The following is a 16,177-nucleotide window of genomic DNA, read 5'->3' on the forward strand; positions in this document are numbered from 1 at the left end:
TATTCGGATCTTCAGGCCTCACGTATTCGTTTTTTGGTCTTCCTCGTCTTCTTGCCGGTCCGCCTCGTACGTCTCCAACCAAAGATTGATATGATGCGAGGCGCTCGGGTTCGCGGAGTTTTTCAGCGTCAAAAAGAAAGCTTCCGCGTCTTCGTCCATCCAAGCCAGCATTTCGAAATAGTTTTTGACTTCTTCGTCACTCCAATCGGGATTGATCGGATCGGCCAACTTTTTCAGTTCGGGCAGCCAAGGATCGGAAATCTCCGGCTCCATGTATTTGATATACTCGATCGCCCAGTAATGCAGGTAGTCCTTGTTCTTCGAGTTCAGAATCTCCACCAAATATTCGATATAACGCGGCGAAGGGAAAATGTCGATAAGTCTCAGCCAATATTCATAATGCGTCCATTCACCCGATTTCAGATTTATGGCGATATAATCCAACAGTTCTTTTTCGGCTCTCTCCGCGTCCAGCTGTTTGACGGCTTGCATATGCTTTTTATGCTGGTCTCCATACACGTGAAACCTCTCTGCCCGGTCCAGATTTTCGCGTTCGCAGCGGATCTGAATCTGTTCGAGTTCATGCAGATTCCGTTCGATCAACGGCTGCAATTGGGAATTTTTCAAAAAAACTTGTTCGTTATAGGTTTCGATTTCGTTCACCGTCTTTTCGTAATCATCAAAAAAATTTCCCTCTTCGCGCTCCCGATCGTTCGGACGCACAAAACGGAGCGACGCCAAAAACTCCGGCTTCGCTCCGTTTCAAGCCAGGCTACGATCGTTCAAATCATCTCGGGCTGCTTGCGCGAATCGGGAGCCGCAGTCGGGATCGATTCGCCTACCGGCCGTCCGTTCATGACTTGAAGCAGATGCTCCAGTACCGCGTCGAACAGCTCCAACTGATCGGCCGAATGGCAGACCAGATGACCGCTGCGGGAAAGAACAAGCAGGCGTTTATGAGCGGAACCCAGATGCTCGTGCAGATAAGGCGCGCTGCGCGGCTTGACCAGATGGTCTTTCGCCCCCTGCACCACCAGCGCCGGCGCGATCGCGTCTTCGTACCATTCGAGCGACTCGTCGACGATCCGATAGAACTCCCGGGTCGCTTTCGGCGGCACGGCGAAGAAATTGCGGATGTACCGGCCGACCATCTTGGGCTGGATCAGCGTTCGGGCGATCGCCGGCGGATGAAGCGGAAATACGGGCGCGGACAGCAGGGTCAACGAAGCGATCCGCTCTTTGTAGAAAGCGGCCAGTCTCGTCGCGATCAACGCTCCCGTGGAAAACCCGATCAGATGAACCTGTTCGTGTTCGTCGAGCAGCGTCTTCAACTCTTCTTCCGCGCTCGCGATCCATTCCCGGCTGCCTGCATCCTGCATATCGCGGCGGCTTCCGCCGTGCCCGCTAAGCGTAAATGTCACGACCCGAAATCCTTTGATCGTCAGAAACTCGGCAAGCGGCGCCATCTCGTGCACGCCTCCCGTAAAACCGTGAATCAGCAGGCAGGCCTCCATACGATCCTCTCCCGTCCTTTTCGATTCCGTTCTTCCTGTTATTATAACGCGAATCGAAGGACAGGAGCAAAGCAAGCGGGATATTCACGACTTGTTCACTTTCACTCTGAATTTGCTTAACAAGCGCTGCGTTTCTTCCCGGATCTCGGCATTCTCGTCGCGTGCGTTGCGTTCCAACAGCTCTCTCGCGTGCGTTCCGCATTCGGGCAGCCTTCGCTCCAACAGCGCGGCCAATTCCGCGTCGCTGCGGATTCCGATCTGCCGAACGGCGTTCAACCGTTCTTCTGCCAGCTTGCTGTCGAGCGCGCGCGCCAAGAAAGGAATCGCCGCCGCGTATTCTTTCTGCGAGAGGACCTCGAGCGCCGCGATCCTTACGGCCGCCGAACGCTCTTCGCACTGTTCCGACAAGAAATCGATCGTCTCGGGCTTAAGCTTTTTGAGCTTATGCATGCCTTGAATGGCGCTGACTTTGACCTTCTCTTCCAGACTGGACAGATAGAAGTCCACCATGCCCCGATCGCCTTCGGAACGTTCCATCGCGAACCAACCCGTATCGTAGCCCCCGATGATCTCGTCCAACCAACGTTCGTACCACTCCAGAAAATTCGCTTCGTATGTAAAATAAGGGATCTGATGGGTCCGATCAATATAAACGATTCGACCGCGATGACGGCCCGTCAATACCAACCTCATCTCGAAGGTCCAGCCCATCGCGCCGATCTCGAGCAGTCCTCCGTACAACTCGTTCAAACGCTGCTCTTTTTCTGCTCTAGACAGTGCCGTTTCTTCCAGAAAAGCCGTCAATTCGTTCCATCTCGCCTGCGACATATCCGGAGACAACAGACAATCCGCTCTCAGTCGATCCGCGCGTTCTCCGAGCTTGAGCGGCGTAACGCCGTAATACGGACCTGCCCCTCCGTTGCCGACAACCTGCAAAAACTCGGAAAATTCTTCCGGCAGCGTTACGCCCGCGGCTGCCTCGAAGCTCGCGATTTGCGTCGCGTCAAGCGTTTCGTTCATTCGGTAACCATGCCGGGCCGCGCCGAATTCTTTCAAGGCTTCGTCTCGCCGGGCGGCCATTTTCAGCTTCCAAACGATTCGATCCAATTGAACCTGCTTCTTCACTTCGTATTCCCCTCCCCCAAGATCGGGCAGCCGACCGCGAACGTGCAGTCGTCTTCTCCGCTTCGCGTCCCCTGTCCGGTTCTGAAACGATCTATGCCGTTCCCGTTCGCTTCTTGCTTGCGGGCGGCTTATGTTATAATTTCCGTTAGCAATGGCTGGAATGGGCTCCCGTTTCTGCCACCGCTTGATTGTAACTCTTTAACGCGACTTGTGCAAAATTCCAAATTACCTATTTTCGCATTCTTTTTCAGGTTATTTTTTACATAATGAAAGGATGAACCCAATGAACGTCTTGGCGGAGAGGCTGCTCGAAGACGCGTGGCAGCGGCTTATGGAGATCTACGGGAAGGAGAAGAAACGAATCGACGGCATCAAAGATTGGAGCAAGCTGCAAGACGGAATCATGCGCTACCTGAAGATGACCCGCATGCTTCCGAAATACGGCAAGCCTCCGCTCGATCTGGCGATCGACGTATACGAGCCGTTCTCTTGGAGAAGCGACGCGTACACCTTCGAATTGGGTGCTTATATCGACGAAGTGACGGACGAGATGCTGGAACGCGAATTCTGGCCGGCGCTGCTGCAAAGGCTGGACGAACTGCGAAGATCCGGCGAGATGGGCCCGCATTTTTTCCATTACCGCTTCGAATGCCGTTTGGAATTCCCGCGGTTTGAAGAGGAGTCGCCTCTGAAGCTGGAAGCCTCGTCGGTCGACGAACAGAAAAAAGAAGCGCTGCGAGAGGAACTGGAACGTTTCGTTCAAACCAAAGTCTTATCGGAACCGCCCGCGCGACCGAAACCCGAAGACGGGTTCTTTTTCGCCCGGCTGCTCGTGAATCCCGATTTCCTGCCGGAAGGCCGCCGCGTTCCCGATCCGCGGCGAATCGAAGCTTTGTCCGCCGCGCTGGAAAACAAGTTTCGCGCGCAGCCGGAACGGCTGGCGGCTTGGCGGCGCGAATATGTTCGGGCGCTGATCGGATGGTCGGAAGAGTATTTTCTCCCGATCTACTGCCGCGCGCACGACGATTATTCATGGAAGTTCGATCCGCTGCCCGAAGATCAACGTCCGGAAGTCGATCCGGAAGCGATGGAACTGTTCCTCTACGTCGCGCTCAAGATCGGACCGTCCGAACCGGAGCGGCGTTCGGACTATCTGAATTACGCGCGCGAGCTGGGATCGGAACAAGCGGAACGTTATTTGCGAAACGGAAGCGGCATGATCGAAAGCGCGCGCAAAGGCAATTCGTTTCGCGGACAAGCCAACGACGTGCTGCAAACGATCGAATTGAAACTCGAGACGGAGGACGAAGAAGCTTACCGGGAAGCTTTGGAATATCTGCGCGACCTGCTGCGTCAAGGTTTCCCCCGTTCTTACTCGCTCAAGCTCAAGAGTACGGAGAAACGCCTGCTTCCGATCAAAAAGCTCGCCAAATCGCCGCTGCACCGCTTTTTCGCCAATGCGCTGCATTATCCGGCCCTTTTCCCTCTGATCGCGGAATACGCGCAGCTCGCGATGGAAGAATTCGCTTGGTACAACGACGTCTCGCCCGGCGAAAAGTCCGTGATGCCCGGCACTTACGCCGTGCTCGGCTTAGGTCTTGCCGGCTCGGAATACGACGAACTGCTGATTCGTTATATGCGGCTCGTGGACACGGAGCATCAATCGGCGCATGACGATTATCCGTCCGTCTTCTTCGAAGCGCGCGGACTCGACGAGAACACCATGCCCGTTTTCGTCGAGATCCTGCTGGGCGGGGGCCAGAGCGCTCGGCCGCTGAAGGAACATCCGATCGCGACGCCGGACTCGGCCCGAATGCTGCAGCGTCGACTGGAGCCTCTGGAGAAGCATGAGCGCGAGCTGATCCTGTACCGGCTGTTCGGGGGCGAAGAGAAATTGCTCCGCAGCGCCAAAAAAGCCGATCCGGAAATGCGGGAGGCTTTGATGGCTTTATGCGAATAAAAAAGAAAAAGGCCTTATCGATCCTCTGCTCGGCGCTGCTGGTCTTCTCGCTTACGCCGGTTTCCGCTCTGGCTTCCGACGGCGCGTCGGGAACCCGGATCTCTCCGGAGGAACAGCGCCGGCTTCAAGAGACTTACGGGTTGGAGCCGCCGCAGGAAGCCTCTCCGGCCGCGATCGGAGATTTCGGATTCCAGATCGGCGGCCTCTCGGGCAGCTTCGGCGGAAGCGACTTGTCGAATCCGCGCAAGTCGGCTGTGCTGCTGGCGAAACTCGGCGTCTGGACGGTTCGACCGCTGCCTTCGGCAGCCCGGATCTGCGTGCTCGCGCTGAATCCTCCGAATTGACGCCGAACGGCGTTTCATTCTCTTGCGCTTCGTCCATGAATAAAGAAGGACGCCTAGCGGCGGCCTACGGAAGGGGCGATGCTGGATGAATCGTTTCGATAACCTGCCTGTGAATCAAATGCACCGGCTGTTGGAAGGCGGGCCGACCTTGCTGGTGGCGACCCGCAGTTTCGACGGAATCGCCAATGTCATGTCGTTGAGTTTTCATATGATCATCGAAAATAAACGAGGACTGATCGGCGCGGTCATCGGTACGGACGGCTACAGTTACGAAGCTCTGCACGATACGGGGCAATGCGTGCTCGCCGTTCCGACCCTCGACATGGCCGAGACCATCGTCGACATCGGAAACTGTTCCGGTCGGCGGATCAATAAATTCGAACGTTTCGGCCTGACCCCGCTTCTCGCCGAATCCGTACGGGCTCCCCTGATCGCGGAATGCATGGTCAATATCGAATGCGAGATTTTCGATCGGCGAATGTCCGGCGATTACGACGGTTTCGTCATTCTTCGGGCTCTGAACGTCTGGGTAGATCCGAATCGCGAAGAACGCCGGACGCTGCATCATAACGGAGACGGTTCTTTCCATGCGGACGGCGAATACGTCGATCTGCGCGATCGGATGCAATTGTGGAACAAATATCGCCGATAACCGCTCCGAGTATCGTATCTGCTTCCGATTCGCACGGGAGGCGGCGTCCGGATTCCGCTTCCCATGCAGGCCGGGTATGCCAAAAACCGCTGTTTCATCCCGAGGATGAAGCAGCGGTTTTTCGAGTCGAAACCGAATCTTATTCGCTCGAGCTGGCGCTTGCTTTGCCCATGAAAGCGACGGCGATCGCGGCCAGCGCGATCGGAACCAGCGCGTACAGGAACATCGCCGTGATCGAATCGGACATCGCGTCGACGATCTTGTTCAGGACGTCCGGCGGGATCTTCGAACGAACGTCCGATTGGAAGACGCTGCGCAGATCGCCGCCGAAGCCGGACGCGGCTCCTTCTTGACCGGCGAACGCGTCTTTTAACCGGCTCGCCAGCACGCTGCTCTGAATCGCGCCGAAGACCGTGATGCCCAGCGTCATCCCGAACGAACGCAGGAAAGAGTTCGTCGAGTTGGCCGTGCCGCGGTAGCGCGGCTCCAGATTGTGAATCGAAGCCGTCGGCAGCAGCGAGAACGAGAAGCCGACGCCGAAGCCCGCAAGGATCATATAGATCGTCAGCAGAATGCGCGAAGTGTCCGGCGTCATGAAAGCAAGCAGCGCCATGCCGGCGAAGAACGAGATCACGGAGACCGTCATCAGGCGGCGGAACGGAATCTTGGCTTGGAAAATGCCCGCGATCGCGCTGCCGGCAACCGAACCGAGCATCATCGGCGTCAGAATCAAGCCTGCATTGGTCGCCGAACCGCCGTATACCGCCTGAACGAACAGCGGAATATAGACGGTCAGGATAATGAACGTCGCGCCGTACAAGAAAGCCAGCGCTTGCGCGGAAGCGAACAAACGGCGTTTGAACAGCCAGAACGGAAGAATCGGATCGGCCGCTTTGCGTTCCGCGAACACGAAAGCGGCAAAGAAGACCGCGAACACGGCGAACAAGCCTAGAATCTTCGGCGAACCCCAACCGTAACCGTCTTCTCCGCCCAATTCGAGCGCGAACATGAGCGCGACGATCGAGACGACGAGCGTGATCGCGCCGGCCCAGTCGATCTGCTGTTTACGGTGTTCCGAAGACTCTTTGTAGAACAGAAGAATGAAGATCAGCGCCGCGATCCCGATCGGCACGTTGACGTAGAAGACCCAGTGCCAACCGATGGTATCGGTGATGTAAGCGCCGAGCAGCGGTCCCAGCACGCTGGAGAGACCGAATACCGCGCCGAGCAGGCCCGTCATCTTGCCCCGCTTCTCGGGCGGGAACGTATCGAAGATGATCGTGAACGCGATCGGCATCAGCGCCCCGCCTCCGATTCCCTGAATCGCGCGGAACAAGCTGAGCTGCGTCATCGTCTGCGCCAATCCGCACAGCGCGGAACCGATCAGGAAGATGATCAATCCGAACACGAAGAAACGTTTGCGCCCGTACATGTCGGAGAGTTTGCCGAAGATCGGCATCCCGGCCATAGTCGCCACCATATAAGCGGACGTGACCCAGACGAATTGGCTTAATCCGCCGAGATCGGAGACGATCGTCCCCATCGCGGTCGCGACGATCGTATTGTCCATCGCCGCCATCAAGATGCTCAGCAGCAGCCCGGCTACGACCCATTTGGTATTTGCCGTATTCATTTGTTTGCACCAGCCTTTTTCGTTATGTGTTGAAATCCGCTACTAGCCGTAACCCAGGATGCAGGCGGTTCAAGCAAATCTTTTACAAGCGTAAATGACTCGTCGGTCAGTGTCAAGCAGAATTTTATGTCAATACAGGCATACCGATGACGAATTTGCTTTTTTATCGTCTCTGATCCGACACTTTTGATTTGGGCGCATTCGCGTATAATGGAAAAAACAAGCCGATGCTTGCTATCTTTCACCTATTGGAGGCTTATCATGTTCTCTGTCGAACCGCGTCTACCTCCGGAAAAGTCTTCGTCTGCGCATTCAAGAACCAGATTTGACTCTGCGCACGAAGCCGTCGCCTTGATCGCGCTGGCTTTCGGACTGCTCGCTTGCATCTTGCTCATTGGCATTTGGCTGGAGAGAAACGAAACCCTTGCCGATCCCGATGATTGGCTGGCAAAAGCCGCTTTCGATTTTTTGATTATGCCTCTCTTGACGATCGGCGATGTCGTTTTTGCCGCTTTGGGACTCGCTTTCTCTCTTGCCGTCGTTAAGTATCCCGACACGCGTCTTATTTCGATCATCGGTATCTGCTCCAGCTCGCTTGCTTTGGCGGGATTGTTCGTCAGTTATCTCTCTTGGATGTAATCTTTTACATAGAAGGCGGAATGATTTTCGTGAAACCGACAGATCTTGAAGTTCGCGGTCGTTCTTTGTACTCTGAAGAGGAGGCCCGGCCGCCGCGGCGGGGAAGGGCCGCTTTGTCGCCGTTGGCCGACTTGGGCGCCGTGTTCGGACTGTTAAGCCTTGCTGCTCCTTTAATCTTTCTTGCGCTTCTTGTCTCCGTCGAAAAAGGTCGTCTGCCGGGCGAGGCGCTGCTTTTGTTTTGCCCTATCCCTTTCTTCAATCTCGTCCCGATCCTGCTCGCATTCGCTTTTTCGCTGGCGAAAATTCACGAAACCGGCAGCAGAGCGGCGGCAGTCGTCGGCCTCATCTCCTCTTTGTCGAGTCTGGGCGGGTCGATCGGCTGTTTCTTGTATACGTTCCGGTAAAAACAAGAAGAGCCTTTAACGAACGAAGAGAGTCGCTGTGTCCAGTCCGATTTTTTGGCCGATAGCTTGGAGTAGGAGTGAATGAATAATGAATACGACTTTAGAAAACGCCTGGTTTGCTTCCGAAGAACACAGGGCAAACTATATTCGACTTTTGCAAAGATTTAATGCTTGCGACAATCCGCGATATGCGGCGGCTTGTTACGTTACTGCCTGTCCCGAAATTTACGACAGAGTCGACTGGAGCGAGTCCGAAACGCCGATCGGATGGTGCTGGGGCGAATGGATCGGAGAAGACGACTACGACGAACAGGGTTATCACCCCGAATCCGAAATCGTCGGACAGCTTCCCGTTTCCTATCAAGGATTGGTTAGGTCGACGGTTGAATGGTTTACGGACAGTTCTCACTGCCTCGACTCGATGAGCCGGCTTGATCATGCTGATGACGAAACGCATAAACTATTCTTGCAATCGTTGCAGCTGCGAGCAGGACAAATCACGGATAATCTTAGAACCGGGATATACCCCTATCATATCCGTCACGATTTAAGACAGAGCGATTATTTTTACAATGAAAAGTATACCGAATTTCACGAGCATGATTTTGAATCTATTATCGTAAGAGTTTCGGAAGAACCCGAAGCTTTTTATTTAACCGAAGACGATAAAAAATATTATTCCGCGAAAGAGCTTGAAGCGATCGAGCGAATCAGCAAGTAAGATAAGGTCTGAAATCCGGAGCCTGCTTCGGCGTACTTTCGGATGGAACGCCGAATAAACCCGACTCTCCTGACGGAGGTCGGGTTCATGGATACGATGAGGAGCCTTTTAACAGGCTCCTTTTTCCGTTCGTTTAACGTGCCCGTTTATTCCGCGTCATGCGGCCTTCATTCTCCGGCGACCGCTTCGATCTCCACCCCGTCGATAAACGCCGTGTTGTCGCCGCTCGTCGAGGTCGCGACGAACCGGACTTCATGTTCGCCCGCCGCTACCGCGAAAGGTTCGGTTTGCAGCGGCTCGAACGCGGCCGAAGCCGGCTGGAACGATCCGACTTTGGCCGTGCCTACATACAAGTCGAATTTCTGAATGCCCGCGTACCCCGGGCGCTGCGAAGCTTGGAACGAGATCCGGTACGTGCCGGCCGCGAAGTTCGTTTTCTGTCCGAAGACTCCGCTTCCCGACGAATCGGTCTTCAGATAAGCGGTCTGGGAACCGTCCGGCGCATCCGGCGCATAAAACGGCTTGCCGTTGCGTTGGATGCCGGAATGGTTGTCGAACGCCCAACCGTCGGCCGTAAAGCCGAAACGCGCTCCCGTCACGACCGGCGTTTCGAAGCCGGAATTGCTCAGTTCCGCTCCGCCGACCGGCGTGCCCGGCAGTTCTCGGTCCGTCGGCGCGATCGCTACGGTATCGATAAACGCGGCGTTATCGCCGGTCTTCTTGGTCGCGACGAACCGGATGAGGTGTTTGCCTTCGGCCGCTTCGAACGCGTCCGTGTTATACGCGGCGTACGTGCTGCTTGCGATATTGTACGAACCGATCTTCGCATTATCGAACCATACGTCGAACGTCTGGTCGCCGTAGCCCGCCCGTTTGGCGGCTTGGAACGTCAATTCGTAACGCCCGGCCGGGAAATAGACCGATTGGCTGAACTCGCCCGCGACGCCGTTCGTCGTCTTGAGATAACCGCTCTGCTTGCCTTCCGGCGCGGGCGACGGTTGGAACGGGCTGGTATTCGCCTGCACGCCCGATTCGGTCTTGAACGACCAGCCGTTATTCATCGGCCCGCCGGAAGCGCCCGTCGTTCCCGGACGTTCGAAGCCCGCGTTGATGACGGTTACGACCGGATACGAAGCCGGAACGGCGGAACTGACGTAACCCCGTTTCTCGAAGCCCGGAGCCGGGTCGCCGCCGAACGTCGCGTCGCTTATCGTCGCGCCTCCGGTCAGCGTTTTGTACACGAAACGTCCGTCCGCGCCGTAAGCGACGCTTTTCGTTCCGCTGAACGCGATCGTATCGCCTTCGTAGCCCGCGAACGCGTAACCGTCCGGTCCGGAAGCCATGCTTCTCGTGCGGTAGAACGAAGACGAGACCGCCGAATCTTGCAGCCCGGACGCGAAAGCTTTCGCTTTGAGCGTCAAAGTCGTCGCTTCGGGAAGCAGGATCGGTCCGTTATACAGCGAAGACGAAGCCGTCGGCTCGCTGCCGTCGGTCGTGTAACGGATCTGAGCGTTCGGCGTCGCGCTTTGCAGGCGCACCGCTTCCGCCGACGGATAGAGGCCGTGTTTCAAGCTGAAGCTCGGCGCTTCCGCGCGGCCGCTTTCTTTTTTCGGCGTGACTTTAACCAGCGCGATGCCGTAAGCGTCGGGATCATTCGTGCTCTGCGCGCGAACCGCGACCCATTTCTCGGTATCGATCGAAGGCGCCGTGTAGACGCCGGACGCGTTGATCGTACCGGCGTTCTGGCCCAGCACGCTCCAAGTCACGCCTCCGCTGCCGTCGATCACGTTCGCGCCGAGCGTCACGCTCTCTCCGCCCGCCACGTAAGGATCGACCGGCGTAACGGCAACCTGCGCCTGCGGCGCTTCGGTCGTGTAGACCGCGAACGAATAATCCGAATCCGTCGCGGGATCGACGAACGAGCTTCCGGCTTGGAAAGTGCCCGAGACGCCCGGCACGATCGCGTTGCCTTCGAGCGGCACTCCGTCGGTATATTCGTGTTTATAGAATGTTTTGTTCACCGACGTATCGCCGAAATCGAACGTCAGCTCTTTGGCTTCGCCGCCTTTGCTCTCGACGAGCACCGCGTAATCGCCGTCCGCGGTCTTGAACGCCGCCGCGCGCACGTCGTCCGCGTCGGTCTTCGCCGCGATGACCGTGCTGTGCTCGGGCACGTAGCGGCTGAGCAGCGAAGCGGCATAGAACGTCCGGTTCGGCTTCAGACCGAACACGTTCGAGTCCCACATCGTATAAGCGCCGTTGACGTCGCCCAGCGGATCGGTCGTCCACGTCCCCGTCATCTGCCAGACCAGCGCGGAGCTGGCTCCGGAATCGGCCGCTTGAATCACGTTGTTCGCGAAGCCCGCGTCCCAACCGCTGATATCGTCGTAACGCCAGCCGAACTCCGTCAGATGCACCGGTTTGCCGCCGGCGACGTCCGTGCGCAGCTTGATCGCGTCGTCCAACGTGTCGTATCCCGCGCCGTAGACGTGGAAACTGTACGCGTCGAAATGTTCTCCCGCGTTCTGCTCCATATAAGCCGTCCACGCCGGCGCGTCGACTTCTTCCGGTCCCCAGATCTGAATCCGGTCGCGCAGGCCGTCCTGCTCGAGCTGCTGGCTGACTTTGGTCGCCATCTGCGCGTAATACGCTTTCTGGTCGCCGGGCGCTTCGAAATCCCAACTTCCGTTCGGCTCGTTGTAAAACGTTAAGTATTTGACGTTATCGTAACCGCGTTCGTCCAGCAGTTCGCTCAGCAGCGCGGACGCGGAACGCCCGTAAGCGTCGAGATCGGCCGGCGCGCTCGTCGTCGGCTCCTGTCCGGGAATGCCGAACCAAGCCTGAGCTTGGCTGCCGACTTTCCAACCGAAATTCAGTTCCACTTCGGTTCCCGCTTCCTTGAAGGCGTCAAGATACGCGTAAACGGCTTGCATCTCTTCGCTTTCCCAATCGTACTGCCCTTTTTGCGGCTCCATCCAGTCGATCTGGAACCAGACCCTCGCTACTTTGGGCTGGGCCGTCAAGATTCTTTTGCGGTCCACTTCCCAATGCGCGTCCGAATAGCCGTAACTAAGAGTCTTGGCCATCAGCGATTGCGGCATCAAATTGACGCCGACGCCCAGAAAATCTTGGCTGATCACCTGACCGGCATCGATTTCGATCGTTCTCGCGGAAGCTGCCGAAACGGCGTCGGGCCGAGCCCATACGGGAAAGGCAAGGGATAAGCCGAGCAGCGCAATCAGCGACGAACGTCCGGTCCGGCGAAGCCGGGAATGCTTTCTTTTCTGCATATTCTCTCTCCTTTTTCGATCGGTTTCTTGGGCATGATAACATATTTTCTCCTTTCGCATTTAAGGTATCAGAATGTAAGCGTTATCAACTTGAAAGATACGCCGATTTACTTGAAAAAAATGGAGATCGGAAAAACAGCAAAAAGCGGCCGCGAACTTTCGAGTTCGCAGCCGCTTCGAATTCATTCGACGCCTTTTACAGCGCTTTGACGCTGCCTCCGTCGACCAGAATCGCTTGACCGGTCGCGTACGTATTGGCAAAAGAAGCGTAAAAAGCGGCGATTCGGCCGAATTCGTCGGGCTGTCCCAACCGGCCCAGCGGAATCTGCTTTTCGTTGTCCGCGCGTATTTCTTCGGCAGATTGTCCGGTCTTCCGGGCACGACCTTCGTCCAGTTCGCGAATCCGATCGGTCAAGATCCGGCCCGGCGCGACCGTATTGATCAGAATCCCGTCCGGAGCAAGCTCCGTCGCCAGCGTCTTCGTCAGCGCATTGACGCCCGCGCGCAGCACGTTGGACAAGATCAATCCGTCGATCGGCTGCTTGATCGAAGTCGACGTCAGGTTGACGATCCGGCCGCCGCCGGCTTTGCGCATATGCGGAAGCGCCTCGCGAATCATTCGGATCGTGCTTAACAGGTTCAGCTCGAACGCTTTCTGCCAATCTTCGTCCGTCATCTCGTCGAAACGTCCTCCCGGCGGACCGCCGGCGTTGCAGATCAGCACGTCCAAGCCGCCGAAGCGCTCTGCGGCTTCTTCGATCGCGCGGCGAATCTCTTCTTCCTTGCTCGCGTCCATGACCGCCGTCGCGACTTCGGCGCCCGTCGCTTCCCCGATCGCCCGCTTGGCTTCGGACAGATGTTCCGCGCTGCGGCTCGCGATCGTCACGTTCGCTCCTTCTTTGGCCAATTCGAGCGCGGTCGCGCGTCCCAGCCCTTTGCTTCCGGCAGCCACAAAAGCCGATTTCCCTTTCAATCCCAGATCCATGATCGAACCCTTCCTTTCCGTTCGCTTCTTTTTCATCCGTTTCTTTCTTTATTGTATACCCGTATTACGCTCGTCCTTCGCATTCGCCGATCCGAGACGACGATCCTCTGGCAAACAAGCAAGAAACTTGATAGGATAATGAAACAAAAGGTCAACTCATTCAATCCATACGCGAAAGGAGCGATGAAGATGGAACTGGGTTCGAACATCCGGACCATCCGCAAACGCAAAGGAATCACCATCGCTTCGATCTGTGCGGCTACCGGTCTGTCCCAAGGCTTCATGAGCCAATTGGAAAACGACAAAACGTCTCCTTCAATCTCTACGCTGGAGCAAATCGCCGAGGCGCTTGACGTTCCGCTGACCTATCTCCTTCTTCGCAAAGAAGAACGCATGCAGGTGGTTCGCAAACAAGATCGCATCCCGACTTCTGCCGGGGCGCGGCATGTCGGTCTGTCGCATATCGGACGGACCCCGCATCTACGGATGACGCTCGCCGAATTGGCCCCCGGCGCGGCATCGGGAGAACTTCCTCATGCCCACGAAGGCGAAGAAATTCACTTGGTCGTGCGCGGAACCGTCACGGCGCAGCAAGGCGAAGACGTCTACGAGCTCGGCGAAGGCGACACGTTCAGTTGGAACGCGGCCGTGCCTCACCGGGTCTGGAACTCGGGCAGCGAGCCGGCCGTGATCTTGATCTCGGTATACACCGACAGTCCTCGCGAAGCGGAACCGATCTGATTATTGACGACAGCAGCGAAGCATCCGACCGAAAAAGCCGTTCCGCAGCCGAAGATCGTTCGGGCGGGAACGGCTTTTTCTATTCGGACGATCAGCGCCGGCCGATCAGCAGCTGCTTGTCGCGAACGACGAGATGATAACCCCGTATTCCTGCTGATTCATTCCGGTCATCCTTTCTTCGTTATCGCGTCTGCGCGAACGTCAAGCCGAACGCGTCTCTCCGGCGTTCGACGCCCGATTGTTTTTTCTTCTCAGCGGCGGCCATCCCAGATTCGTTCCCGCTCTCCACAACCACTCGAACGGACCGTAGAGGAATCGGCGCAGCCAATAATGACTGACGATCATCTGCAAGACGAAAAATCCGATTCCGATCGGCACGACGGCCGCCATCGGCAGGCTGCCGATCACGCCGATCGAAGCGAAGAATCCTTCGCCCGAGTCTTTGAACAAGGTCACGAAGACGAGCGACTGCATCAGATAGTTGGTAAACGCCATGCGGCCGACCGACCGGAACGGCTCCAACAGCCGCGAAGATCGCGAGCCTTCGCGTCCGGCCAGTCCGACGATCAGCAGTACCGCGCCGATCGTGACCGCGAAGCAGGCGACCGGATGCAGCGTGGTCAGCCATACGTCGTCCGTGCCTCTGTCGTAAAGGTATTTGCCGAACCAGCCCGCCAGCAGCAGAATCGCTCCCGCCGAAGCGGAAAGTTTCGGACGTCGAGGCAGACGGACGAATAATCCGCTGCGATACGCGTACATGCCGAACAGGAAGAAGCTCAGATGTTCGATCGCCAATACCAATTCGCCGAACGACGTGGCGAAATAAGGATTCGAGAACAGCGCGTCCTGATCGGGCAGCGAAGAAACGCCGCTGTACAGCAGCGTAGTCGGCGAGATCGTCTGCATCGCGTTCAGAAGCGCGGGAGGCATCGCCGTTTGCAGTTCGTACGAAGAGAACAGAAACAGCACGCACGCCGCGATCAGAAGAAGCGGCTTCGGCATCCACAGGAACAGCATCAGCATAAATCCGTCCAGCGCGTACATGAACAAGATATCCCCGTCCCAGATCGCAAAGACGTGCAGCGCTCCGAACAAGAGCAGCAGCGCCATCCGGCGCAGCAGCATCGGATAAGGACGGCGTCCTTTGCGAACGGCGGCGTCGAAGATCAGCATCATGCTGATGCCGAACATGAACGAGAACAGCGGGCGCGAGCTGTTGCCGAACAAGACGTCGATCGTTTTCCAGAGGAAATTGCCGACTTGATCCCCTTCGTCCAGCGAAGCTCCGGTCAGATGCATCAGATTGCACAGGAAAATGGCGAATAACGCCACGCCGCGAAGCTGGTCGAGCACGTTGATGCGCCCGGCGGGAGTGCCCGAGCCGGCTTTCAGATGCGGCGTTTTGCGCGAAACGTCTTCCGCGGTGTTATCTTGAGTCATGCGTCGATCAAACCTTTCTCTGCCGCCCAGGCTCCGATTCGGGCGTCGAATCGGCCTCCCGGGCAAGATATGTAGAATTACGTTATCCATTGTAGAGAGGCCAAGCGAATCGCTCCTCCTTCTAAAGAAACAATCGCATGACAAGTTTGTTATCTGATAGACGCATGAAAACGCAAAAAGATCGCTTTTTTGTTACTTATCGACCAATGCGGACAGTTCGCCGCCGAATACTTGCTGCCCGTTCTGATTGAACGTCGTCAGCTTCACCGTCACTATGCCGCTTCTGCGGCGCTCGTCGAGCCGGATCACTTCCGCTTCGACCCTCAGTTCGTCGTTCGGATAGACCGGCTTGATAAAACGGATATCGTTCATTCCGGTTCCCGCCACGACTTCTTCGCCGTAAGCGCCCGTCTCTACCCACAGCTTGAACGACAGCGCCATCGTCTGAATGCCGGACGCGATAATGCCGCCGAAGCGGCCCTCAGCCGCTTTCTCCGGGTCCAGATGCATATACTGCGGATCGTAAACGGCCGCGAACTCCGTGATGCTCTCCGGCGTCACGGTCACGGACTTCGTCTTGAATACTCGGCCGAGCGTAAATTCGCTAAATTTCATGGATTCGCCTCCTTCGACGTTTCGAGATCGGACCGGACGGCAGAACGAAGGAACGCCGGCTTGAAAGCGAACTCGCGCGCGAAAAAGCGGCTCTCCCGCTTCTCCGGGATGCCG

Annotated in this window: 15 protein-coding genes; 7 read left to right on the forward strand and 8 right to left on the reverse strand. The window is 56.7% G+C overall.

Translation table 11 applies throughout. The features are described from left to right. Nucleotides 1-18 precede the first annotated feature (18 nt). The 3 genes from CDO73_RS06935 to CDO73_RS06945 all read right to left on the reverse strand — a co-directional run bounded on the left by CDO73_RS06935 (nt 19) and on the right by CDO73_RS06945 (nt 2,639). Nucleotides 19-663 (reverse strand): hypothetical protein, encoded by a 645-nt coding sequence (locus tag CDO73_RS06935; RefSeq protein WP_143536088.1) that lies wholly within the window; start codon nt 661-663, stop codon nt 19-21. A 119-nt stretch (nt 664-782) separates the two neighbouring features. After that, nucleotides 783-1,514: an alpha/beta hydrolase gene (locus tag CDO73_RS06940; protein WP_088487789.1), complete on the reverse strand. Its 732-nt coding sequence runs from the start codon at nt 1,512-1,514 to the stop codon at nt 783-785. An 84-nt stretch (nt 1,515-1,598) separates the two neighbouring features. Next, nucleotides 1,599-2,639 carry an SMI1/KNR4 family protein gene (locus CDO73_RS06945; RefSeq protein ID WP_088487790.1) on the reverse strand — a complete coding sequence of 347 codons (1,041 nt, stop codon included), beginning with the start codon at nt 2,637-2,639 and terminating at the stop codon, nt 1,599-1,601. Between the two features lie 283 nt (nt 2,640-2,922). Here CDO73_RS06945 and CDO73_RS06950 point away from each other — a divergent pair, with 283 nt between their 5' ends. The 3 genes from CDO73_RS06950 to CDO73_RS06960 all read left to right on the forward strand — a co-directional run bounded on the left by CDO73_RS06950 (nt 2,923) and on the right by CDO73_RS06960 (nt 5,595). After that, nucleotides 2,923-4,599, forward strand: a complete 1,677-nt coding sequence (locus CDO73_RS06950) for a DUF6138 family protein (protein WP_088487791.1) — start codon at nt 2,923-2,925, stop codon at nt 4,597-4,599. Further along, nucleotides 4,590-4,943: a hypothetical protein gene (locus tag CDO73_RS06955; protein ID WP_088487792.1), complete on the forward strand. Its 354-nt coding sequence runs from the start codon at nt 4,590-4,592 to the stop codon at nt 4,941-4,943. The genes CDO73_RS06950 and CDO73_RS06955 overlap by 10 nt, the downstream gene beginning before the upstream one ends. 85 nt (nt 4,944-5,028) lie before the next feature. Then, on the forward strand, nt 5,029-5,595 hold the full coding sequence (locus CDO73_RS06960; protein ID WP_088487793.1) for a flavin reductase family protein: 567 nt from the start codon (nt 5,029-5,031) through the stop codon (nt 5,593-5,595). Between the two features lie 139 nt (nt 5,596-5,734). Here the strand turns inward: CDO73_RS06960 and CDO73_RS06965 are convergent, their stop codons facing one another. Continuing rightward, complete coding sequence (locus CDO73_RS06965) at nt 5,735-7,228, reverse strand: MDR family MFS transporter (protein WP_088487794.1); 1,494 nt, start codon at nt 7,226-7,228, stop codon at nt 5,735-5,737. Between the two features lie 261 nt (nt 7,229-7,489). On the opposite strand from CDO73_RS06965, the gene CDO73_RS06970 reads away from it, so the two are divergent. From CDO73_RS06970 to CDO73_RS27150, 3 genes are all read left to right on the forward strand, one after another. Continuing rightward, nucleotides 7,490-7,867, forward strand: a complete 378-nt coding sequence (locus CDO73_RS06970; RefSeq protein WP_143536089.1) for a hypothetical protein — start codon at nt 7,490-7,492, stop codon at nt 7,865-7,867. 29 nt (nt 7,868-7,896) lie between these two features. Further along, the gene (locus CDO73_RS06975) at nt 7,897-8,271 is read left to right on the forward strand and encodes a hypothetical protein (protein WP_143536090.1); all 375 of its coding nucleotides are present in this window, start codon (nt 7,897-7,899) and stop codon (nt 8,269-8,271) included. Between the two features lie 88 nt (nt 8,272-8,359). Beyond that, on the forward strand, nt 8,360-8,992 hold the full coding sequence (locus CDO73_RS27150) for a DUF2538 family protein (RefSeq protein WP_256972595.1): 633 nt from the start codon (nt 8,360-8,362) through the stop codon (nt 8,990-8,992). Between the two features lie 167 nt (nt 8,993-9,159). Here the strand turns inward: CDO73_RS27150 and CDO73_RS06985 are convergent, their stop codons facing one another. Both CDO73_RS06985 and CDO73_RS06990 read right to left on the reverse strand, forming a co-directional pair. Then, entirely contained in the window at nt 9,160-12,282 is a 3,123-nt protein-coding gene (locus tag CDO73_RS06985; protein WP_179218612.1) for a chitobiase/beta-hexosaminidase C-terminal domain-containing protein, read from the reverse strand. Nucleotides 12,283-12,478: 196 nt separating this feature from the next. Beyond that, entirely contained in the window at nt 12,479-13,267 is a 789-nt protein-coding gene (locus CDO73_RS06990) for an SDR family oxidoreductase (protein WP_088487798.1), read from the reverse strand. Between the two features lie 189 nt (nt 13,268-13,456). Here CDO73_RS06990 and CDO73_RS06995 point away from each other — a divergent pair, with 189 nt between their 5' ends. After that, a complete protein-coding gene (locus tag CDO73_RS06995) occupies nt 13,457-14,008 on the forward strand; it encodes a helix-turn-helix domain-containing protein (protein ID WP_088487799.1) in 552 nt (183 codons plus the stop codon). A 201-nt stretch (nt 14,009-14,209) separates the two neighbouring features. Here CDO73_RS06995 and CDO73_RS07000 read toward each other — a convergent pair whose 3' ends face one another. Together CDO73_RS07000 and CDO73_RS07005 are read right to left on the reverse strand one after the other, a co-directional pair. After that, on the reverse strand, nt 14,210-15,448 hold the full coding sequence (locus CDO73_RS07000) for a DUF418 domain-containing protein (protein ID WP_179218613.1): 1,239 nt from the start codon (nt 15,446-15,448) through the stop codon (nt 14,210-14,212). Between the two features lie 192 nt (nt 15,449-15,640). Further along, nucleotides 15,641-16,063 (reverse strand): MaoC family dehydratase, encoded by a 423-nt coding sequence (locus tag CDO73_RS07005; RefSeq protein ID WP_088487801.1) that lies wholly within the window; start codon nt 16,061-16,063, stop codon nt 15,641-15,643. Between the last annotated feature and the right edge of the window lie 114 nt (nt 16,064-16,177).

This window comes from Saccharibacillus sp. O23, assembly GCF_002205895.1.
Taxonomy (GTDB): Bacteria; Bacillota; Bacilli; order Paenibacillales; family Paenibacillaceae; genus Saccharibacillus.

Excerpts from the sequence above, each read along its gene's own strand:
- CDO73_RS06985 (WP_179218612.1), bottom strand. The coding sequence starts at position 12,282 with ATGCAGAAAAGAAAGCATTCCCGGCTTCGCCGGACCGGACGTTCGTCG.
- CDO73_RS06970 (WP_143536089.1), top strand. The coding sequence starts at position 7,490 with ATGTTCTCTGTCGAACCGCGTCTACCTCCGGAAAAGTCTTCGTCTGCG.
- CDO73_RS27150 (WP_256972595.1), top strand. The coding sequence starts at position 8,360 with ATGAATACGACTTTAGAAAACGCCTGGTTTGCTTCCGAAGAACACAGG.
- CDO73_RS06990 (WP_088487798.1), bottom strand. The coding sequence starts at position 13,267 with ATGGATCTGGGATTGAAAGGGAAATCGGCTTTTGTGGCTGCCGGAAGC.
- CDO73_RS06965 (WP_088487794.1), bottom strand. The coding sequence starts at position 7,228 with ATGAATACGGCAAATACCAAATGGGTCGTAGCCGGGCTGCTGCTGAGC.
- CDO73_RS06955 (WP_088487792.1), top strand. The coding sequence starts at position 4,590 with ATGCGAATAAAAAAGAAAAAGGCCTTATCGATCCTCTGCTCGGCGCTG.
- CDO73_RS07005 (WP_088487801.1), bottom strand. The coding sequence starts at position 16,063 with ATGAAATTTAGCGAATTTACGCTCGGCCGAGTATTCAAGACGAAGTCC.
- CDO73_RS06960 (WP_088487793.1), top strand. The coding sequence starts at position 5,029 with ATGAATCGTTTCGATAACCTGCCTGTGAATCAAATGCACCGGCTGTTG.
- CDO73_RS06995 (WP_088487799.1), top strand. The coding sequence starts at position 13,457 with ATGGAACTGGGTTCGAACATCCGGACCATCCGCAAACGCAAAGGAATC.
- CDO73_RS07000 (WP_179218613.1), bottom strand. The coding sequence starts at position 15,448 with ATGACTCAAGATAACACCGCGGAAGACGTTTCGCGCAAAACGCCGCAT.
- CDO73_RS06940 (WP_088487789.1), bottom strand. The coding sequence starts at position 1,514 with ATGGAGGCCTGCCTGCTGATTCACGGTTTTACGGGAGGCGTGCACGAG.
- CDO73_RS06950 (WP_088487791.1), top strand. The coding sequence starts at position 2,923 with ATGAACGTCTTGGCGGAGAGGCTGCTCGAAGACGCGTGGCAGCGGCTT.